We start from the raw sequence: 20,449 nt of genomic DNA, 5'->3' as shown, positions 1-20,449 counted from the left end.
CCATGCTCCCCGAGCTCGCTCTGGTACCGGGCGAGCCCGCCGGGATCGGCCCGGAGCTGTGTGTCCGACTGGTCCAGCAGCCGCGCGATGATTGCCGGCTGCTGGCATTCGCCGATCCGGACACCCTGCGCGCGGCCGCTGCCGCGCTGAACCTGCCCCTGCAACTGCTGCCCGAGGGCGCGCATGCCCGCGTCCCCGGCGACCTGCGCCTGCGCGCCGTCGCCAACCGCACCCCCAGCCGTTTTGGCCATACCGACCCTGCCAACGCAGGCGCAGTGATTGCTGCCCTGCTGGGTGCTGGCCAGGCCTGCCTGTCCGGTGAGCTGCACGGCGTGGTGACCGGCCCGGTGCACAAGGCGGTGATCAACCAGGGCGGCATCGCCTACAGCGGCACCACCGAACTGCTGGCCGACCAGGCCGGAGTGAAGGTGGTGATGATGCTGGCCAACGACATCGTCCGCGTTGCCCTGGCCACAACCCACCTGCCGCTGCGTGAGGTCGCCGATGCGATCACCGCCCCCGGCCTGGAACACACCCTGCGCACCGTGCATGCCGCGCTGCGCCGCGAGTTCGGCCTGGCCGCACCGCGCATCGCCGTGCTTGGCCTGAACCCGCATGCCGGCGAAGACGGCCACCTCGGTCGCGAGGAACTGGATCTGGTCATCCCGCTGCTGCAGCGCCTGCGCAGCGAGGGCATGGACCTGATCGGCCCGCTGCCGGCCGATACCGCGTTCCTGCCGGCCAAGCTGGCCGGCTTCGACACCGTGCTGGCCATGTACCACGACCAGGGCCTGCCGGTGCTGAAGTACTCCGGCTTCGAGCAGGCGGTGAACCTGACCCTGGGCCTGCCCTACCCGCGCGTGGCGGTGGACCACGGCACCGCGCTGGATCTTGCCGGCCGCGGCGTTGCCGATCCTTCCAGCCTGCAGGCCGCCACGACGCTGTGTGCGCGGCTGGCGCGGCAACGTACACTGAGCACATGACTTCCCCGCATTCCCCCTCCGGCCCGGTGTTTTCCGCCCCGGCCAAGAAGCAGCTCGGCCAGCACTTCCTTGCCGACCGCTACTACATCGACAAGATCGTGATGGCGGTCAATCCCAGGGACGGCGACCGCCTGGTCGAGATCGGCCCGGGCCAGGGTGCGATCACCCTGCCGCTGCTGCGCGTGCACCCGAAGATGACGGTGATCGAGTTCGACCGCGACCTGATCGCGCCGTTGACCGCGGCCGCCGAACCGCTGGGCGAGTTGACCATCGTCAACCGCGATGTGCTGCGGGTGGACTTCACCGAGCTTGCCGATGGCCAGCCGATCCGCCTGGTCGGCAACCTGCCCTACAACATTTCCTCGCCGATCCTGTTCCATGCGCTGGAACACGCTGCGGTGATTTCCGACATGCACTTCATGCTGCAGAAGGAAGTGGTCGATCGCATGGCCGCCGGTCCCGGCAGCAAGGTGTTCGGCCGCCTCAGCGTGATGCTGCAGGCCTACTGCGAGGTGACCTCGCTGTTCGTGGTGCCGCCGGGTGCGTTCAGGCCGCCACCGAAGGTCGATTCGGCCGTGGTGCGTCTGATACCGCGTGACCCGGCCACCATCAACATCAAGGACCACAAGCGCTTCGCCGACGTGGTCAGGGCCGCCTTCGGCCAACGCCGCAAGACCCTGCGCAATGCCCTGAACAACGTGGTCAGCGCCGAGCAGTTCGTGGCCGCCGGCGTGCGTCCCGATGCCCGCGCCGAACAGCTGGACGTGGCTGAATTCATCGCTTTGGCCAATGCCTCCTGATTACACTGCTGGTATGGAAGACGCTGACGTTTACGCCATCTCCGTCGAAGTCGCACCGCGCTTCCTCGACGACCAATCCGCACCGGAAGACGGTCGCTATGCGTTCGCCTATACGATCCGCATCCACAACCAGGGCCGCGTTGCTGCGCGCCTGGTCGCACGCCATTGGCGCATCACCGATGCCAACGGCCGCGTCGAGCATGTCGATGGCGATGGCGTGATCGGCGAACAGCCGCGCCTGCGTCCGGGTGAAGACTTCCATTACACCTCAGGTGTCATGCTCGGCACCGAGCACGGCACGATGCAGGGCCATTACGACATGGTGGCCGACGATGGCACCGAATTCGCCGCGCCGGTCGCACCCTTCGTGCTGGCCATCCCGCGCACCCTGCACTGACACGGAGGCCGAACGATGAGTGTATGGGCGATCGGCGACCTGCAAGGCTGCTATGACGTAACCCAGCGCCTGCTGGAAAAGATCCGGTTCGATCCGGCGCAGGACACCCTGTGGTTCTGCGGCGACCTGGTCAACCGCGGCGGACAGTCGCTGGAAACGCTGCGGCTGGTGCATTCGCTGCGCGAACACAGCGTGGTGGTGCTCGGCAACCACGACCTTTCGCTGCTGGCCGTCGGTGCGCGCACCGAAGAGGAACAGCGCAAGGTCAACCCGGACCTGCTGCGCATCGTCCAGGCCGAAGACCGTGACGTGCTGCTGGACTGGCTGCGCCTGCAGAAACTGGTGCACGTGGACCGTGAGCTTGGCTGGATGATGGTGCATGCCGGCCTGGCGCCGAAGTGGACCACGCAGATGGCCGAAAAGCATGCGGCCGAAGTGGAAGTGCAGCTGCACGGCGCCGGCTACCGCAAGCTGTTCCGCAACATGTACGGCGACAAGCCCAGCTGGGCGCCGAACCTGACCGGCTACGAGCGCTCGCGGGCGATCATCAACGTGCTGACGCGCATGCGCTACTGCACCTCGCGCGGCCGTATCGGCATCGAGGACAAGGGCACACCGGGCACCCAGGAACAGGGGCTGTATCCCTGGTTCGAAGTGCCGGGCCGGGTCGAGCGCGACCTGAAGGTGGTCTGTGGCCATTGGTCCGCGCTCGGCCTGACCATCACCCAGGGCATCCACGCGATCGACACCGGCGCGGTGTGGGGCGGCAAGCTCACCGCGATCCAGCTCGACACCGATGAACTGCGTGTGGTGCAGGTACCGGGACGTGACGTGCCGGCACCGGTCGCCAACGCGCGGCCGCCTGCACGGCCTGCACATGAGCGCGCGGCAGGGCAAGGCAAGGACAACAGCCAGGGCAACGGCAACGCTGCAACGGCTGGTGCGCCCGGCAACCGTGGTCCACGTCGGCGCCGCCGCCGTGGTGGCGGTGGCGGTGGCGGCGGTGGCGGCAACAACAACGGCACGCCTCCTTCGGCATGAAGCCAGGCAACCGCGCACCATGGACGGTGCTGCTGCTGACGCTGGCCCTGGCCAGCGGCTGCCAGCCCACGTCGTCGCCAGCGACCGCCGGCGCCGACAAGTCCGCCGCCCCTGCACCGACACCTTCACCACCGCTGGTCGCTGCCGCCCGCGCGCAGATCGGCGTCACCACGCGCTACGACCCGGCCTATCAGGTACTGGCCTACCCCGCTGGCGACGTGCCCGCTGATCGCGGCGTATGCACTGACGTGGTGATACGCGCCCTGCGTACGCAGGGGCTGGACCTGCAGGTCCGCGTCAACGAAGACATGCGCGCTGATTTCAGCGCCTATCCAGCGCTGTGGGGCCTGTCGCGGCCGGATCGGAACATCGACCATCGGCGCGTGCCCAACCTGATGCGCTGGTTTGATCGCCAGGGCTGGCAGCAACCGATCAGTGCGCGCGCCAGCGACTTCGCTGCCGGCGACATCGTGGCCTGGAAGCTCAACGGCAACGGCCTGCTGCACGTGGGCATCGTCTCCGACCGGCGCCTGGCCGACGGCACGCCGCTGGTGCTGCACAACATCGCGCGTGGTACGCGGGAAGAGAACCTGCTGTTCCAGCACGCGATCATCGGGCACTACCGCATGCCGTGAGTGAGGCGGTGCTGTAGAGCCGAGCCATGCTCGGCTGCGATTTGTGTCCGCCAACAGCAGCCGAGCATGGCTCGGCTCTACCGGACTCCGCGATCAACGGCGCACGTAATGCACGAAGCGGAAGGCGTAGGCGTGGCGTTCGTCAGCCGGGTGCGGCTCGCTGCTCGCTTCCTGCCAGTCCTGCGCGTCCACCTCGGGGAAATGGGTGTCGGCCGGCACTTTGGCATCCACCCAGGTCAGATACAGGTCGCTGGCCTGGTCCAGCAGCTGATGGAAGATCTCACCACCGCCGATGATGCACAGCTCGCTGGCACCTTCGCCTTCGGCAATGGCCCGCGCCTCGTCCAGCGAGGCCACCGCACGCATGCCCTTGAACGGCACCTGGCCGCTGCGGGTCAGCACCAGGTTGGTCCGCCCCGGCAGCACCCGTCCGATCGATTCGGCGGTCTTGCGCCCCATCAGGATCGGTTTGCCCAGGGTCAGCGCCTTGAAGTGCTTGAAGTCGTCCGGCAGGTGCCAGGGCATGGCATTGCCCTGGCCGATGCCACGATTGCGATCCAGTGCTACCACCATCGACAGCTTCATCGTACTCATACCGCCACCGGCGCCTTGATCGCCGGATGCGGATCGTAGCCGTCGATGCGGATGTCGTCGAACTGGAAGCCGAACAGATCGGTCACCTCCGGGTTCAACCACAGCGTCGGCAGCGCGCGCGGCTCACGCGACAGCTGCTCGCGGGCCTGCTCGAAGTGGTTCGAATACAGGTGCGCATCGCCCAGCGTGTGCACGAAATCGCCCACGCCCAGGCCAGTGGCCTGCGCCACCATATGGGTCAGCAGTGCGTAGCTGGCGATGTTGAACGGCACGCCGAGGAAGATGTCGCCACTGCGCTGGTACAGCTGGCAGCTGAGCTTGCCGTCCACCACGTAGAACTGGAACAGGTTGTGGCACGGCATCAGCGCCATCTGCGAGAGCTCGCCCACGTTCCAGGCACTGACCACCAGCCGCCGTGAATCCGGGTTGCGCTTGATCTCGTCCACCAGCCACTGCATCTGGTCGATGCTGCCTCCGTCGGCCGTGGCCCAGCTGCGCCACTGCTTGCCGTACACCGGGCCGAGGTCGCCGTTGTCGTCGGCCCACTCGTCCCAGATGCGCACCTGGTTGTCCTTGAGGTAACCGATGTTGGTATCGCCCTTCAGGAACCACAGCAGCTCGTGGATGATCGAGCGCAGGTGCAGCTTCTTGGTGGTGACCAGCGGAAAGCCGTCGTTGAGGTTGAAGCGCATCTGCCAGCCGAACACGCTGCGGGTGCCGGTGCCGGTGCGGTCGCTCTTCTCCGCGCCGTGTTCGAGCACGTGCGAGAGCAGGTCCAGGTAGGCCTTCACGCCTTGCCCTCCGCCACCACCAGCGGCTGCGGCTGCAGCACCGGCGCGCGGCGCGACATCACCAGCAGCACCAGGCCGAAGGCGATCAGCGGCACGCACAGGATCTGGCCCTTGGTCAGCCAGCCGAACGCCACATAGACGCCGTTGTCGGGCATGCGCACGAACTCGACGGCGAAGCGGAAGATGCCGTACAGCAGCGCGAACAGGCCGCCGATGAGATAGCGATGGCGCGGCTTGGCCGACACCGTCCACAGCACCACGAACATCACCAGCCCTTCCAGCAGCGCTTCATACAACTGCGACGGATGGCGGGCGAACTGGTTGAGCGCACCGCTGGCGAACTGCGACTGCAGGGTGGCGTGGTCAAGCTGGTTCAGCGGCGCCGGCAGGCCGGACGGGAACACCACGCCCCAGCTGCCGTCGGTGTACTTGCCCCACAGTTCGGCACCGATGAAGTTGCCGATGCGGCCAAAACCCAGGCCCAGCGGCACCAGCGGCGCCATGAAATCCATGGTGTCGAAGAAGTGCAGCGCGTGCTTGCGCGACCACCACCAGCAGGCGGCGATCACGCCCAGCAGGCCACCGTGGAAGCTCATGCCGCCGTCCCACACCTTGAACAGCAGCAGCGGGTTGTGCAGGAAATCACCCAGCGCATAGAACAGCATGTAGCCGATGCGGCCGCCCAGCACCACGCCGAGCATGGCGTAGAACAGCAGGTCGGAGAAGCCGTTGGCATCGACGCCCGGCAGGCGCCCGTCGGCGATCCGCTTGCGCCCCAGCAGCCAGGCGGCGGTGAAGCCGAGCAGGTACATGATGCCGTACCAGTGCACCTTGATCGGTCCCAACGAGAGGGCGATGGGGTCGATGTCGTGGAAATAGATCATGAAGGGCGCCTTGCAGGGATGCAGATATTCTAGCGCCGCCCGGGAGCGGCCTCGCGGCGGCCCCGGTCACGCGATTGCCAGGCTTCAGCCCAGGATCTGCGGCGTGTCCGGCAGGCCGTCCTGATCGGACCGCGCCGAGGCCGGAAAGTGCCCTTCCAGCAGGGTGGAAACCTCGTCGATGGCATCGCGCAGCGCCGCCACCGGCTGGGAGCCGCGCAGGCCCTCGCGCAGGTGGGTGCAGACCCGCTGCCATTGCTCGGGCGCGACCCGCCCCTGCAGGCCGCGGTCGACCACGATCTCGATGGCATGGTCGGCCAGCAGCAGGTAGATCAGCACGCCGTTGTTGTGGACGGTATCCCAGGTGCGCAAGCGGGCGAAGGCATGTTCGGCCGCCTGCCGCGGGGTGACCTTGTGCCACAGCGCGTGCAGCGGCAGGTCGGCCTCGACCGCGAACATCACCTGGCCGCCATGGCGTTGCTCGCCAGCGGCGATCGCCTCGGTGATCGCCTGCAGCGTGGCCGGCGGGAACGCCCGGCGTACCGATGGCGAAAACAGATGCCTGCAGAGACGCTGGATCATCACCAGCCCCCCGACGCGCCGCCGCCGCCGGAACGGCCACCGCCGCCACCCCAGCCGCCGCCACCGCCAAATCCACCACCGCCGCCGAAGCCGCCACCGCCCCAACTGCCTCCACCCCAGCCGCCACCGCCAGCGAAACGCCCCGGATGGCCGGACAGCATCGCCACCACCAGCCCAACCACGCCGGCCAGGCCGCTGGCCAGCAGCGTGGAGGTGAAAAGGAAGGCAGCAACGGCCGCACCGGCGCCCCCCAGCAGGCCGCGCAGCGGACGCGGTACACGCGAGAAGACGCCGCGCAGGATGCTGCCGGCGAACACGCCGATGAACAACGCCAGGAACCAGGTATCGCCGCCGCCCTCGGGCGAACGTCCCTGCTGGCTGCTGACCGGCGCCGGCAGCGGTTCGCCGTCGATGATCTTCACCAGCATCGCCGTGGCGTCGGTGATGCCACCGGCATAGTCATTGGCGCGGAAGCGTGGCACCAGGTACTCCTGGATCACCCGGTTGGCGATCGCATCGGGAATCGCGCCCTCCAGGCCATAGCCCGGTTCGATGCGCACCCGCCGATCCTCCTTGGCCACCACCAGCAGCACGCCGTCATCCACGCCCTTGCGACCGATCTGCCACTGGTCGAACACGCGGGTGGTGTACTGGGCGATGTCTTCCGGCTGCGTGGTCGGCACCACCAGCACCTGCATCTGGCTGCCCTTGCGTTGCTGCAGGTCCAACGCCTGCTGCACCAGCGCCTGCTTCTGTGCGGCATCCAGGGTGCCGGTGGTATCGACCACCGGCGAATCCAGCGCCGGGATCGGCGCCAGCGTCTGCGCCTGCACGCCCAACGGCAGCCACAACAGCAGGGCCAGCAGTGTGGCGGTCAGGCGCATCGGTCAGTGGCCCGGGGCCGGGGCTGGCTGCTGCTGCGGCGCGTTGCCGAAATCAACCGCCGGCGCGTTGGAGATCTGCGCTTCGTTTTCCACGGTGAAGTTCGGCTTGGGCTGGTAGCCGAAGATCTTGGCGGTGATCAGCTGCGGGAACGAGCGGATGTAGGTGTTGTAGTCCTGCACCTGCTGGATGTAGCGGCCACGGGCAACGGTGATGCGGTTCTCGGTCCCTTCCAGCTGCGCCTGCAGATCGCGGAAGTTCTGGTCGGACTTGAGCACCGGGTAGTTCTCGGTGACCACCAGCAGGCGCGACAGCGCGCTGCCGAGTTCGCCCTGGGCCTGCTGGAATTGCTTGAGCGAGGCTTCATCGTCGGCGTTGACGTTGATCTGGCCAACGCGCGAGCGGGCGTTGGTGACCTCGGTCAGCACGCGCTCTTCCTGGCTGGCGAAACCCTTCACGGTCTGCACCAGGTTCGGCACCAGGTCGGCACGGCGCTTGTACTGGTTGAGCACTTCGGACCAGCTGGCCTTGACCGCTTCGTCCTTCTGCTGGATGGCGTTGTAACCGCAGCCGGACAGCAGGGAGGCCAGCAGCAACAGGGGAATGAGGCGGGTCAACAGGCGCATGGCCAAGGCTCCGGGTGGACTGAGCGCCGAGCATGCCATGGTCGGTGTTAACGGGCGTGTGGAGAGTGTCGGCCGTCGTCAGCCATCGAGCGCCGCCCCCTCCGCGGTGGTTGTGTTTGCTGGATATCGGGGTAGGCCGGGAGGGTGGGTTGGCTGGGGGACGCCGTGAATACGTCCTTGTAGGCTCGGGCGCGCCATCCTTGGCGCTTACGCCCCCAGCCAACCCACCCTCCCGGCCACGGACAATTTCCTGCGCACCGCGGGAGATCAAAAGAAAAAAATCAAAATCAAAAGCAAAAGCCGATTCTTCAGACATTTGTGTCGACCAAGGTCGACACCTACCAACAGCACAGAACGCCGTCCCGACAGGTCGCGGAAAACTGTCGAAGGCGGGGTAGGTCCGGTGGCAGGGGCGTGAGCGCCATGGATGGCGCGACCGAGGCTACAGGGACGTACTTGCGCCGTCCCCTGCCACCGGACCCACCCCGCCATCCCACGGATAGCCAGTTTTTGCCGTTGCTGTTGAGGTTGCCGGCCAGCGGCCGGCACTACCGCTTCGGCGGGTGCAGGGCGCAGCCCTGCCGGAACACATCTCTCAGCAGGCTTCAGCCACCGCAGTGCGGCTGCGCCCCAGCCACGCCAGCAGCAGCGCCGACGCCGCCAGCAGGCCACCGGCCACCGGAATCGCCGCGTAGCCCAGCCCAAGGCTGATCACCGCACCACCCAGCGCCGCGCCCAGTGCATTGCCGAGGTTGAACGCACCGACGTTGATCGACGACGCCAGTCCCGGCGCCTCGCTGGCGGCCTGCATCACCCGGATCTGCAACGGCGGCACGATGGCGAAGGTCGCCGCGCCGAACAGCAACACGCCAAGCGCTGCGGTCGCGTGGCTCATGAAGGCCAGCGGCAGCACGAACATCAGCGCTGCCAGCACCGCCAGCAGAATGCGGGTCGCGCCGTCCAGCGACCAGTCTGCCATGCGTCCGCCGATGCCGTTGCCAACGGTGAAACCAATACCGATCAGTGCCAGCGACAACGCAATGAAAGCGTTCGAGGCGCCGGTCAGCTCGGTCAACACTGGCGCTACGTAGGTGTAGAGAGTGAACATCGCGCCTGCACCCAGCACCGTGGTCGCCATCGCCAGCAGCACCTGCGGCTGCATGATCGATTTCAGTTCACGCCGGACATCCGGGCGTGCACCCGCTGCGGAGGCCGGCAGTGCCATGGCCAAGGCGGTGATCGCCACCACGCCGAGTACGGCAGTGCCGGCAAAAGCCAAACGCCAACCCAGTTGCTGGCCGACCCAGGTCGCCAGCGGCACGCCGCCGATGTTGGCGATGGTCAGGCCCATGAACATCGTTGCCACTGCTGCCGCCTGCTTGTCCTTGGGCACCAGGCTGGCGGCGACCACCGCGCCGATGCCGAAGAACGCGCCGTGATTGAGGCTGGTCACCAGACGCGACAGCAGCAGCAGGCCGTAGTTCGGGGCCAGCGCCGACAGCACGTTGCCGACGATGAAGATCGACATCAGCAGCATCAGCGCGGTGCGCTTGCCGAAGCGTCCCATCAGCAGGGTCATCACCGGCGCGCCCAGCATCACGCCCACCGCGTAGGCGGTGATCAGCATGCCGGCAGTGGGAATGCTGACCCCCACTCCGTTGGCGATGACCGGCAACAGGCCCATCGGGGTGAACTCGGTGGTACCAATGGCGAAGGCGCCGACGGCGAGTGCCAGCAAAGCGGCTCTGGAATTCATGGGAGTTGCCTGCGTGGGGCAGGCCCTGTGGAAAATGAGCGCGTAGCCTGCGCGCTTTGCCGGCCGGGAGTAAGCCTCGGCGCGGGAAAACAGTGTTGATCCCGATTCACAAGTGGCGGGCAGGTCGGCCATCCGGGTAGCGCCGGGCCATGCCCGGCGAGCGCAGCGGCGCCCGGAAAGCAGAACCCCCGGCGCTGGCCGGGGGTTCGGGGTAGTGCTTACCAGTCGCCGGCACCCGGCACGTGGTGTTCGCGTGCGCGGCGGCGCATCAGCAGGTTCAGCCACTCCACCAGCACCGAGAAGCCCATCGCGGCGTAGATGTAGGGCTTGGGCACGTGCACGTCCAGGCCGTCCAGGATCAGCACCGCACCGATCAGCAGGATGAAGGCCAGGGCCAGCATCTTCACGGTCGGGTTGGCATCGATGAAACGGCCCAGCGGGTTGGCGGCCAGCAGCATCACCGCCACCGACAGCAGGATCGCAGCGACCATCACCGGCACGTGGTCGGCGATGCCGACGGCGGTGATCACCGAGTCCAGCGAGAACACGATGTCGATGATCGCGATCTGCGCGATCACGTAGCCGAACACGGCCGAGGTCTTGGTGGTGGTCGGATCCTCGTCCTCGCCACCGGAGATCATTTCCTTGATCTCCATCCAGCCCTTGATGATCAGGAACAGGCCACCGACGATCAGCACCAGGTCGCGGATGGAGATGCCCATGCCGGCCACGGTGAACAGATTCGCCTGCATGTGCGCCAGGTACGCCAGCGACACCAGCAGGCCGATACGGGTGATGCAGGCCACGGCGATGCCGAGGCGGCGCGCGAACGGGCGGCGCTCTTCGGGCAGCTTGCTGACGGCGATGGAGATGAACACCAGATTGTCGATGCCGAGCACGATTTCCAGCGCGCTCAAGGTGAACAGGGTCAACCAGACATTCGGATCGGCGAGAAGCTCAAGGGACATGGGAAGTCTTCAACAAGGGGGGAGGAAGAAGGATCAGCCGACGCTGGCCGGGAACAATCGCGGCACCAGCACCAGGGCCCAGCACAGCAGCACGTTCATCATCAGCACGAACACTGCCGCCGAGCCCATGTCCTTGGCGCGGCCGGCCAGTTCGTGGATTTCCGCGCCATAGCGCTCGATCACCGCCTCGATGGCCGAGTTGGCCAGCTCCATCGCCAGCACCAGCAGCATCGAGCCGATCATCAGCGCGCGCTCCACCGGTGTCTGGCCCAGCCAGATCGCCAGCGGCGTCAGCAGCACCAGCAGGTAGACCTCCAGCCGGAACGAGGACTCATGCAGCCAGGCAGCTCGCAGGCCCTGCCAGGACCAGCGGGCGGCCTGGAAGATGCGACGTGGGCCGCGGGGCATGTGGCCGAACTGATCAGCCACGGGTGAAGCATCCAGCAACAGGGGCGCGGCGCAGCGACCGCTCAGACGCACGGCAGGGAATCATGGGTGCACAGGGATAGGCAGACAGCCCCCATTTTGCCACAAGGGCGGCAAGGGCACCCCGGACGCGCCGCCGCGAGGCCCCGCGAACGGCCCGGCGCGGCCAAGCGTGGGGCCAAGCCAGCTTCTATGATGGATGCCCCCTGCCCTGCCGGAGTGCCTGATGACCCGTCCCCGCACCTGCCTGATCCTGCTTGGCCTGCTGGCCGCGCCGCTGGCCCAGGCCCTGAGCCCGCCGGCGCCGCCGCAGGTACCCGCGCAGGTCTCCAACGTGGCCTGGGCCGCCGACATGGCGTCCTTCGCCACCGCCGACCGCACCAATCCGCCGCCGCGCGGTGGCATCGAATTCATCGGCAGCTCGTCCTTCCGCATGTGGGACAGCCTGGCCCAGGACTTCCCGGGGCAACCGGTGTTCAACCGCGGCTTCGGTGGCTCGGAAGTCCGCGACAGCACCTGGTATGCCGGCCAGGCGATCGTGCCGTACGCGCCGTGCAAGGTGTTCTTCTACGCCGGCGACAACGACCTCAACAGCGGCCGCAGCGCGACCCAGGTACGCGACGACGTGGTGGCCTTCGTGCAGCGCGTGCATCGCGACCTGCCGAAGACGAAGGTGGAGTACGTCTCCATCAAGCCCAGCCCGTCGCGGGCGCATCTGCTGCCGGCGATCAACGACGCCAACGCGAAGATCAAGGCTGCGCTGGCGAAGCTGCCCAACACCGGCTACACCGACATCTACACGCCGATGCTGGGGGCCGATGGCCAGCCCGATGCCGCGTTGTTCCGCGAGGACATGCTGCACATGACCCCCGCCGGCTATGGGATCTGGACCAAGGCGCTGGCGCCGAAGGTCAACTGCGACTGAGTGATGCTGGGTTGCCGGCCAGCGGCCGGCACTACCGGGGACGCTCATCCACGCATGGCGTGGATCTACCGCAGATCGCGGAACCTGTCGAAGGCGGGGCGCTGTGGGTTTGCAGGACCGTTGGCGCCATGGATGGCGCCATCGAGCCCCCATGGATGGGTTTACGGCGTGTCCTGCAAACCCACAGCGCCCCGCCATCCCACGGAATGTCCGCTGTTGCTGTTGCTTCGCCGCCCGGCCCTCAGCGGAAAACCACCGTCGCCTCGGTGCCCTTGCCCAGCTCGCTGGTCAAACTGACCTTCCAGCCGAAGCGATCACACAGGCGACGCACGATCGACAGGCCCAGGCCCGTACCCTGCGGACGGCTGGGATCGGCACGATAGAACGGCTCGAACGCACGCGACAGTGCGTCGGCGGACATGCCGATGCCGGTATCGCTTACCACCACCCGGTCGTTGTGCACGTGCACGTCGATGCGACCTTCGTCGGTATAACTGCAGGCATTGCGCACCAGGTTGCTGACCACCACCTGCAGCACCCGCGGCGGTGCGTGCAGCTGCACGGCCGCATCGCTGTGCAGGTGCACCGCCAGCGGCCGGCCCACCAGCAGTTCGTTGGCGTTGTCCACTTCGTAGCGGACGATGTCGTTGACGTCGAACAGTTCCACCTGCGGCTCGACGTCGGCCTCGCGGGCCAGGATCAGGAACGCATCGATCACCGCTTCCATGTCCCGCCCGGCACGCTGGATGCGCTGCAGGCTGCGGCGCAGGCGCGGCTCCAGGCTTTCATCGCCCAGCGCCATGTCGCTGGCCACCCGGATGACGGTCAGCGGCGTGCGCAGTTCATGGCTGGCATCACGGGTGAAGTTGCGCTCGCGTGCCACGTGCGCAGTGACACGGTTGGCCAGCGAATGCAGCGCCGCCGCCAGTTGCCGGGTCTCGCCCTGCATGTCTGCGGGCAGCTTGTTCGGTTCCAGATCGGCCGCTTCCGGATGACCCGGATCCCAGCGCGAGACGCGGCGCGCCAGCCAGTTCACCGGTGATACCAGGCGCTTGGAGGCACGGTAGGTGATCCAGGAGGCGCCATACACCGCCAGCAGGGTCAGCAGCACCGGCACGATGCCGAACCAGAACGCCAGCATCTCCGCGCGCGAGCGCAGGAACACCAGGTACAGGCGCCCCTGTTCGCGGGCGTCGACCAGCACCAGCTGATCATCGTCGGGCAGTTCGTGGAAACCCGGTTCCAACGTGCGCAGGTTGGCGGGCAGTGACAGGCTGGACTGCCCGCGTTCCAGCAGGTAGCCACGGATGTTCTGGGTATTGGGCGGCGGCTGCACGGGCGAGGCCTCGTGCAGCGTCCAGTAGTACGCCGCTTCTTCGCGCAGGGCAGCGCCGACCAGGCTGTGCTTGATCACCAGCGAAACCAGCCAGGCACCCAGCAGGATACCCAGGCTGGCCAGCACGGCTTGCAGGATGAAGGCGATACGGATCTTGCGCGGCAGGCCGTGCGGCATTGCGGTGTCCCGGTCAGAGCGCTGCGATTATAGACAGCGCGCTGTGCCGTGATCGTGCATGGACGATGACGACCGGGCATCCGGAACGTTCACCCCTTCCCTGCCGACCACGGCCGTGCCGGTTCTGCTGCAACACCGGCACGACGTCGATCAGGCCATCGGCTGGGCGATATCGGCGATGCGATAGCCCGCGCTCTGCACGGTGTGCAGCAGCGGCCGGTCGAACGGCTTGTCGATGATCTTGCGCAGGTTGTACAGATGGCTGCGCAACGTGTCCGAATCAGGCAGGCCGTTGCCCCAGATTTCGCGCTCGATTTCCTGGCGGGTGACCACACGCGGCGATTCGCGCATCAGGATGGTCAGCAGGCGCAGGCCGATCGGCGACAGCTGCAGCTCGGTGCCGGCACGCGTGGCACGCATGCTGACCGGATCGAGCACCAGGTCGGCGACCTTGAGCACTTCCGAACCGACCTGGCGACGTTCACGGCGGATCAGCGCTCGCAGGCGGGCTTCCAGTTCCTGGATCGCAAACGGCTTGGTCAGGTAATCATCGGCACCAAAGCCAAGGCCGGTGAGCTTGTCATCCAGCGTGTCGCGCGCGGTCAGCATCAGCACCGGGGTCGACTTGCGCGCATCGTTGCGCAGCCGGCGGCACACTTCGATGCCATCCAGCCGCGGCAGCATCAGGTCCAGCACGACCACGTCGTAGCTGTTCTCGGCAGCCAGACGGTAGCCGTCCAGGCCATCCTGCGCATAGTCCACCTCGAAGCCACGGCCTTCCAGGTATTCACCGATCATCTCGGAGATATTGCGGTTGTCTTCGACCACCAGCACCAAGCCGGAAGTCTCCTTCGTCTGACGCATGAGAATCCCTCTTTCTTCAGCTTTGTGAAACATGCCCGATCGACGGTGCACGCGATGTGAAGTTGCGTCAATGAAAAGAAGATGGCGTGCTCACAGCAGCGGTTTCAGCAGCGGCCATACGTTATCCAGCACTTTCGGCTGCGCCTGCGCGGTGGGATGCAGGCCATCGGCCTGCATCAATCCCGGCTGCAGGGCCACGCCTTCCAGCAGGAACGGCAACAACGGCACCTTGTACTGCGTGGCAAGTGCGCGGTACGCCGCCGCCAGGCGCTGGCGGTAGCCCGGCCCATAGTTGGGCGGCACGTCGATGCCCAGCAGCAGCACCTTGGCACCGGCCCTCTGGCTTGCCTGTACCATTTTTTCCAGGTTGCCCTGCACCTGCGCCGGGGTCAGGCCGCGCAGCGCATCGTTGCCACCGAGGGCGATCACCACCACCGTGGGCTTTTCCCGCCCGAGCAGGCCCGGCAGGCGGGTCAGCGCGCCGGCAGTGGTTTCCCCGCTCATGCTGGCGTTGACGATGCGCGGCGGGGTTTTCGACTGCTGCCTGACCCGCTGCTGCAGCAGGCTGACCCAGCCTGCATCGGCCGGGATATTGTGGGCGGCACTGAGGCTGTCACCGAGCACCAGCACGGTACCGGTGGCCGGACCTTTGGCACACGCCAGTGCCGGCAACAGCAGCAACCCTAGCAACAGCACCATCATTGCGCCGGCTTGCCGGCTCCATCCCGTCTTGTGCATTGGAGTCTCCTCATCGACAGCCTGTCCCCCCGCAGCGCGCCCGTCGCCATCGCCGTCGACCACGTCGGCAAATCCGTGCATGGCCCGGAGGGTGAAGTCCACATACTGGACAACATCACCCTGACCGTCCATGAAGGGACCAGCGTGGCCATCGTCGGCGCCTCCGGTTCCGGCAAGACCACCCTGCTCGGCCTGCTGGCCGGGCTGGACCTGCCCAGCCGCGGCCGCATCACGCTGGCGGGCCAGGATCTGACGGCGTTGGACGAAGAAGCCCGTGCACAGCTGCGCGCACGCGACGTCGGCTTCGTGTTCCAGAGCTTCCACCTGCTGCCGGCGCTGACGGCGGCCGAAAACATCGCGCTGCCGCTGGAACTGGCGGGTCGCGAGGACCGCACGCGGGTGGATGAGGTGCTGGCTGCGGTAGGGCTCTCGCACCGCGCCCGCCACTATCCGCGGCAGCTGTCCGGCGGCGAGCAGCAGCGTGTCGCCCTCGCCCGCGCGTTCGTCAGCCGCCCGCGCATCCTGTTCGCCGATGAACCCACCGGCTCGCTGGACCAGGCCACCGGCCAGCACATCAGCGATCTGCTGTTCGAACTCAACGCCGGCAGCGGTACCACGCTGGTGCTGGTCACCCACGACCTGCGCCTGGCACAGCGCTGCCAGTACATCCATCGCATCGACAACGGCCGCCTGCAGCCGGTGGAACATGGAGTAGACGCATGAACCTGCTGCGGCATGCGTGGCGCGCGCTGCGCCGCGAAGCCCTGGCCGGTGACCTGCTGACCGTCTTCGCCGCCCTGGTACTGGGCGTGGCGGTGATGACGGCAGTGGGCACGCTGGTCAACCGGGTCAACCTGGCCCTGACCGGCAGCGCGGCGGAAATGCTCGGCGGCGACCTCGGCGTGGCCGGGCGCGACGACCCGCCTGCCGCGTTCGCCGACGAAGCGCAGCGACGCGGCCTGGCGCACACGCGGCTGGCCAGCTTCGGCAGCGTGCTGTTCCAGGGCGATGCCAGCCAGATGGCCAGCATCAAGGCCGTGGAAGCAGGCTATCCGCTGCGTGGCGCGCTGCGCGTGCGCGCTACGCCGGGCGGCGCGCTGATCGCCGATGCCGGGATGCCGGCCAAGGGCCAGGCCTATGCCGATCCACGCCTGCTGCAGGCGCTGGGCCTGAAGGCCGGCGACGATCTGGAATTCGGTGCAGGCACGCTGCGCATTGCCGGCATCATCGAATCCGAGCCCGATGCCGGCGGCGACCTGCTGACGCTGTCGCCGACCCTGCTGGTCAACCGCGCCGATGTGGAAGGCACCGGCCTGCTCGGCCCCGGCAGCCGCATCAATTACCGGCTGATGTTCGCCGGCCCGGCCACCGATATCGCTGCATTCCGGCAATGGCTGCTGCCGCAGGTGAAGGGCATGCGCCTGCTCAGCGTGAACGATACCCAGCGCGGGGTGCGCCAGGCCTTCGATCTGGCCGGTCGTTTCCTCGGCCTGAGCGCGCTGCTGGCGGTACTGCTGGCTGGCGTGGCCACCGCACTGGCTGCCAACCGGTTCGCCCTGCGTCGCATCGACCAGGTGGCGATCCTGCGCTGCCTGGGCGCACGCCAGCGCGACATCCTCGCTGGCCTGGCCCTGCAGCTGCTGATGCTGGCCGTGCCGGCCTGTGCGATCGGCATCGGCCTGGGCATGGCGGCGCAGGAAGGACTGGTGCAGGTGCTGGGCAGCCTGGTGCCGCAACGCCTGCCGCTGCCCGAAGCGATGCCCGCACTGACCGGCGCGGGGATCGGCCTGTTGCTGCTGTTCGGCTTCGGACTGCCGCCGCTGCTGCGCCTGCGTGGCGTGCCGCCGATGCGCGTGCTCAACCGCTCGTTTGCCGCCTTGCCGCCGGCCTCGCTGCTGGCCTATGTGGCCGCACTGGCGGCCAGCCTGGTGCTGGCGGTGCAGGTCACCGGCGATCTGAAGCTGGCCCTGTGGGTGCTGGGTGGCCTGGCCGGGCTGGCGGTCGCTGCAGGCGTTGTCGGGTTCCTGCTGCTGCAGCTGCTGCGTGGCCTGCAGCATCGTCTGCACGGCAACTGGCGATTGGGCCTGGCCGCGCTGACGCGGCGGCGGATGCTGGCAGTGATGCAGCTGGTGGGGCTGTCACTGTCGCTGTGCGCCCTGCTGCTGCTGGCGGTGATCGGCCCCGGCCTGCTGCAGCAGTGGCGCGAGCGCCTGCCCGCGGACACACCGAACTACTTCCTGATCAACATCCAGCCCGAGCAGCGCGACAGCGTGCTGGCCGCACTGCAGGGCCTGGGTGCGGATGATGCCAGCATCGAACCGATGGCCACCGGCCGCCTGATCGCAATCAACGGCAAACCACCGCTGCGGGTGGACCGCACGCCGGACGACGACAATCAGCCGCAGGGCGAAGGACAGCGCGACGACGATGACGAGAACCGTCCGCTGAACTTCAGTTGGCGCAGCACGTTCCCGCCGGCCAATACGCTGGTCAACGGCACGTTCTGGACGCCGGACAGCACCGCTGCCGAGGCCTCGGTGGAGATCGGCTGGGCCAAGCGCTACGGCGTGCACCCGGGCGACCGCATCACCATTGCAGTGGGCGAGCAGGAGCGCGAGTTCAGCGTCACCAGCGTGCGCAAGGCCGACTGGAACACTTTCCGGCCGAACTTCTTCGTGCTGCTGAACCCGAACGCAGTGGGCGATACACCGCACAACCTGCTGTCGGCGTTCCATCTGCCGGCGGGACAGGCGGCGGGTCTCGGGGCCCTGGTGCGTGCGCAGCCGAACCTGTCGCTGCTGGACGTGGATGCAGTGATCTCGCAGGTGCGCGATGTGATGGAACGGGTAGCGCAGGCGGTGCAGCTGGTGATGGTGTTCAGCCTGCTGGCCGGTGTGCTGGTGCTGCTGGCGGCGCTGCAGGCGACGGCTGGCGAGCGGCGCTATGACAGCGCGGTGCTGCGCACGCTGGGTGCAACGCGGCGGCAGCTGCGTGGCGCGGTACTGGTCGAGTTCGGTGCGCTGGGCGCCCTGGCGGCGCTGTTGGCGGTGGGCGCGGCAGCGGTGATCGGCGTGGCGGTGTCGCAGAAGGTGTTCGAACTGCCGCTGCTGCCGCCGTGGCCGGGTCTGCTGCTGGGTGGGCTACTCGGCATTGGCCTGAGCCTGCTGGCCGGCTGGTTGGGCACCCGGCGGATCCTGCACACGCCGCCAGCATTGGCATTGCGCGAGGCCTGACGCTGTTGTGAAAGCAAAGGCATCCACGCATGGCGTGGATCTACCAGCGATAACCCCAGTAGATCCACGCCGCGCATGCCAGTAGATCCACGCCATGCGTGGATGCAGTGCCGATGGCTCCGGTAGATCCACGCCATGCGTGGATGCAGTGCCGAGCAAGCTCGGCACCCACCAGTGCAGTGCACGTCCGACACCCGCCGCAGCGATCACCCTTCCTTCGGCGCCTTTTCCACGTACTTGGCGAAGACGTCGTCGATCTGCTTGTCCTTCACCTTCTTGCCGGCCTGCACGTCCTCGGCCTGGGTGAACAACGGGATGATCATCGCCATGCCGTCGAGCTTGGTCTTCAGGTGCACGCCCGGGGCCTGGGTCAGGAAGCCGTCCCAACGCTGGCGCACTTTGCTCCAGTAACCGGCAGTGGCCTTCCAGTAATCACGCGCCGGGGTGAAGTCGACCTCGGTGGTCTTGATGTAGTCGTTGAAGCCGAATTCGCGGGCGATTTCGACCTGGCTGCCATCAGCGTTGCGCTGCACCTTGGTGTTGAACTGCTCGTGGGTCCAGCCGTTCGGGGTCAAGGTGTGGCGATTGACCACGGCCAGCGCGTTGTAATCGCTGCGCTTGGTGTACTCGCGGCGTGGCAGCGGGCGCCAGCTGATGTCGCTGGTCCAGGTCGGCACGTTGTTGCTGTAGGTCCACGTGCCGGTGCCGCAGTAGCGCGGTGCATCGCTGACTTCATACACGCACTGGGTCCAGGCCCCCTTGTTGGTCGCGGCCGCAATCGTGCGTACCTGCCAGGTCTGGTCGGCGCTGAACTCGAAGCGGTTCGGCGCTTCGTACACCCAGTCCTGGCGCCAGTGCTTGGTCACGTGGCCGCTCTTGCTGTCCACCAGCAGGTGCTGCAGGACGATGCGCTTCGGGCTGTCCTCGACCACGATCACCACTTCGTTGCCGCCGCTGCGCATGGCCGGTGCGCGCTCGTAACCCGGCTTCAGCAGCACGGTCTCATCGAAGGCGAAATCCACCGTGTACTCACCCTGCATGGCCAGGATGCTGTCATGGTCGCGGGCGATGTCGGAGGGCTGCGCGCTGGCGGCGCCACTGGCGGCGAGCAGCACCATCACGCTGGCTGTCTGGAACTTCATCGGGTCTTCCTTCGGGGTTGCAGGTTTCGTGGAGAGGCCATCCTGGCCAGCAGTCGATCCATCGCAATCAGGTCACAGGCGAACCAGCGGCAGGTCGCCGGGAGCGCGCGCGGCAGGGCGGCGTGCGGCATCGGCACAACAACAGTCGTCGATCGCCAGTTCGCCTTCGGCGCCTTCCAGGCGGGCGATGCGTCGCGCGGTGGCCGCGCCGAGCGACGACAACGTGGACAGGCTGGCGGCCAGGGTCCGCCCCTCGTCGGCAGCGTGCAGGCGCAGCGTGCACAGGCGCCAGCGCTGGCCGCCGAGGTGGCCGGCCAGGCGCCGCCACAGTCGCTCGCCGACGCTGGCGTCGCTGTCGTGTTCCGGGCCTGGCGGCAGCGTCGCCACCAGCCGATCCCAGGCCAGGAAATCACTGTCCGGCAACAGGTACAGGCGCCACACGCAGCGGCCGCGTGCATCGAGGAAGCAAAGGCTTTCGCGCAGGCCCTCGCTGTCCACGCCCTGGCAGGCATGCACGCGCACTGCCTGGCGCCAGCCGCCCAGCTCGTTGCCGTCGGCGTGGTACAGGCACAACACGGTGCCGAGCGTGGCCAGCTGTGCCGGGGTCGGCCAGGCCGCGCTGTGTGGCGCGGCGGTGGAGTCATTCCTGCGTGCGGACAGTGCTCGGCTCAT

Annotated in this window: 22 protein-coding genes; 8 read left to right on the top strand and 14 right to left on the bottom strand. The window is 67.5% G+C overall.

The genetic code is table 11. The features are described from left to right. The first annotated feature begins 2 nt into the window (after nt 1-2). The 5 genes from pdxA to CR156_RS00755 are packed head-to-tail and all read left to right on the top strand — an operon-like array spanning nt 3 to nt 3,856. Entirely contained in the window at nt 3-983 is a 981-nt protein-coding gene (pdxA, locus tag CR156_RS00775; RefSeq protein WP_100551602.1) for a 4-hydroxythreonine-4-phosphate dehydrogenase PdxA, read from the top strand. Beyond that, nucleotides 980-1,783 (top strand): 16S rRNA (adenine(1518)-N(6)/adenine(1519)-N(6))-dimethyltransferase RsmA, encoded by an 804-nt coding sequence (gene rsmA, locus CR156_RS00770; RefSeq protein WP_089238873.1) that lies wholly within the window; start codon nt 980-982, stop codon nt 1,781-1,783. Before pdxA ends, rsmA begins: the two co-directional genes overlap by 4 nt. Nucleotides 1,784-1,796: 13 nt before the next feature. Continuing rightward, entirely contained in the window at nt 1,797-2,180 is a 384-nt protein-coding gene (gene apaG, locus CR156_RS00765) for a Co2+/Mg2+ efflux protein ApaG (RefSeq protein ID WP_025877914.1), read from the top strand. A 15-nt stretch (nt 2,181-2,195) separates the two neighbouring features. Next, the gene (locus CR156_RS00760; protein ID WP_100551601.1) at nt 2,196-3,221 is read left to right on the top strand and encodes a symmetrical bis(5'-nucleosyl)-tetraphosphatase; all 1,026 of its coding nucleotides are present in this window, start codon (nt 2,196-2,198) and stop codon (nt 3,219-3,221) included. After that, a complete protein-coding gene (locus CR156_RS00755) occupies nt 3,218-3,856 on the top strand; it encodes a DUF1287 domain-containing protein (protein WP_100551600.1) in 639 nt (212 codons plus the stop codon). Before CR156_RS00760 ends, CR156_RS00755 begins: the two co-directional genes overlap by 4 nt. Nucleotides 3,857-3,949: 93 nt before the next feature. Here the strand turns inward: CR156_RS00755 and CR156_RS00750 are convergent, their stop codons facing one another. The 9 genes from CR156_RS00750 to CR156_RS00705 form a co-directional block, all read right to left on the bottom strand. Then, nucleotides 3,950-4,441 carry a dihydrofolate reductase gene (locus CR156_RS00750; protein ID WP_100554047.1) on the bottom strand — a complete coding sequence of 164 codons (492 nt, stop codon included), beginning with the start codon at nt 4,439-4,441 and terminating at the stop codon, nt 3,950-3,952. A 5-nt stretch (nt 4,442-4,446) separates the two neighbouring features. Further along, nucleotides 4,447-5,241: a thymidylate synthase gene (locus CR156_RS00745; RefSeq protein ID WP_100463025.1), complete on the bottom strand. Its 795-nt coding sequence runs from the start codon at nt 5,239-5,241 to the stop codon at nt 4,447-4,449. Next, nucleotides 5,238-6,125: a prolipoprotein diacylglyceryl transferase gene (lgt, locus tag CR156_RS00740; protein ID WP_100551599.1), complete on the bottom strand. Its 888-nt coding sequence runs from the start codon at nt 6,123-6,125 to the stop codon at nt 5,238-5,240. The genes CR156_RS00745 and lgt overlap by 4 nt, the downstream gene beginning before the upstream one ends. Nucleotides 6,126-6,209: 84 nt before the next feature. Then, complete coding sequence (locus CR156_RS00735; RefSeq protein ID WP_100551598.1) at nt 6,210-6,704, bottom strand: TPM domain-containing protein; 495 nt, start codon at nt 6,702-6,704, stop codon at nt 6,210-6,212. Continuing rightward, on the bottom strand, nt 6,704-7,588 hold the full coding sequence (locus tag CR156_RS00730; RefSeq protein ID WP_100551597.1) for a TPM domain-containing protein: 885 nt from the start codon (nt 7,586-7,588) through the stop codon (nt 6,704-6,706). The genes CR156_RS00735 and CR156_RS00730 overlap by 1 nt, the downstream gene beginning before the upstream one ends. Nucleotides 7,589-7,591: 3 nt before the next feature. Further along, on the bottom strand, nt 7,592-8,212 hold the full coding sequence (locus CR156_RS00725) for a LemA family protein (RefSeq protein ID WP_025877902.1): 621 nt from the start codon (nt 8,210-8,212) through the stop codon (nt 7,592-7,594). Nucleotides 8,213-8,807: 595 nt separating this feature from the next. Beyond that, on the bottom strand, nt 8,808-9,968 hold the full coding sequence (locus CR156_RS00715) for an MFS transporter (RefSeq protein ID WP_100551595.1): 1,161 nt from the start codon (nt 9,966-9,968) through the stop codon (nt 8,808-8,810). A 218-nt stretch (nt 9,969-10,186) separates the two neighbouring features. Continuing rightward, nucleotides 10,187-10,936 (bottom strand): TerC family protein, encoded by a 750-nt coding sequence (locus CR156_RS00710; RefSeq protein WP_099820261.1) that lies wholly within the window; start codon nt 10,934-10,936, stop codon nt 10,187-10,189. 33 nt (nt 10,937-10,969) lie between these two features. Further along, nucleotides 10,970-11,365 (bottom strand): diacylglycerol kinase, encoded by a 396-nt coding sequence (locus tag CR156_RS00705; protein WP_025877898.1) that lies wholly within the window; start codon nt 11,363-11,365, stop codon nt 10,970-10,972. Nucleotides 11,366-11,588: 223 nt separating this feature from the next. Here CR156_RS00705 and CR156_RS00700 point away from each other — a divergent pair, with 223 nt between their 5' ends. Then, nucleotides 11,589-12,287: an SGNH/GDSL hydrolase family protein gene (locus CR156_RS00700; protein WP_100551594.1), complete on the top strand. Its 699-nt coding sequence runs from the start codon at nt 11,589-11,591 to the stop codon at nt 12,285-12,287. A 241-nt stretch (nt 12,288-12,528) separates the two neighbouring features. Here the strand turns inward: CR156_RS00700 and CR156_RS00695 are convergent, their stop codons facing one another. From CR156_RS00695 to CR156_RS00685, 3 genes are all read right to left on the bottom strand, one after another. Then, nucleotides 12,529-13,800, bottom strand: coding sequence for a sensor histidine kinase (locus CR156_RS00695; protein WP_100551593.1), 1,272 nt, complete (start codon nt 13,798-13,800; stop codon nt 12,529-12,531). Between the two features lie 150 nt (nt 13,801-13,950). Further along, nucleotides 13,951-14,664, bottom strand: a complete 714-nt coding sequence (locus CR156_RS00690) for a response regulator transcription factor (protein WP_002811889.1) — start codon at nt 14,662-14,664, stop codon at nt 13,951-13,953. A 90-nt stretch (nt 14,665-14,754) separates the two neighbouring features. Continuing rightward, nucleotides 14,755-15,402, bottom strand: coding sequence for an arylesterase (locus CR156_RS00685; RefSeq protein WP_100551592.1), 648 nt, complete (start codon nt 15,400-15,402; stop codon nt 14,755-14,757). 75 nt (nt 15,403-15,477) lie between these two features. On the opposite strand from CR156_RS00685, the gene CR156_RS00680 reads away from it, so the two are divergent. Together CR156_RS00680 and CR156_RS00675 are read left to right on the top strand one after the other, a co-directional pair. Continuing rightward, nucleotides 15,478-16,125 (top strand): ABC transporter ATP-binding protein, encoded by a 648-nt coding sequence (locus CR156_RS00680; protein WP_033832045.1) that lies wholly within the window; start codon nt 15,478-15,480, stop codon nt 16,123-16,125. Beyond that, complete coding sequence (locus CR156_RS00675; RefSeq protein WP_100551591.1) at nt 16,122-18,635, top strand: ABC transporter permease; 2,514 nt, start codon at nt 16,122-16,124, stop codon at nt 18,633-18,635. Before CR156_RS00680 ends, CR156_RS00675 begins: the two co-directional genes overlap by 4 nt. 206 nt (nt 18,636-18,841) lie before the next feature. Here the strand turns inward: CR156_RS00675 and CR156_RS00670 are convergent, their stop codons facing one another. Beyond that, the gene (locus CR156_RS00670; protein WP_100551590.1) at nt 18,842-19,777 is read right to left on the bottom strand and encodes a DUF6607 family protein; all 936 of its coding nucleotides are present in this window, start codon (nt 19,775-19,777) and stop codon (nt 18,842-18,844) included. 72 nt (nt 19,778-19,849) lie between these two features. Beyond that, nucleotides 19,850-20,449: a ChuX/HutX family heme-like substrate-binding protein gene (locus CR156_RS00665; protein WP_089238839.1), complete on the bottom strand. Its 600-nt coding sequence runs from the start codon at nt 20,447-20,449 to the stop codon at nt 19,850-19,852.

It is taken from the genome of Stenotrophomonas lactitubi (genome assembly GCF_002803515.1).
In the GTDB taxonomy this organism is placed as follows: domain Bacteria; phylum Pseudomonadota; class Gammaproteobacteria; order Xanthomonadales; family Xanthomonadaceae; genus Stenotrophomonas; species Stenotrophomonas lactitubi.
This window is presented reverse-complemented; position numbering and strand designations above follow the sequence as displayed.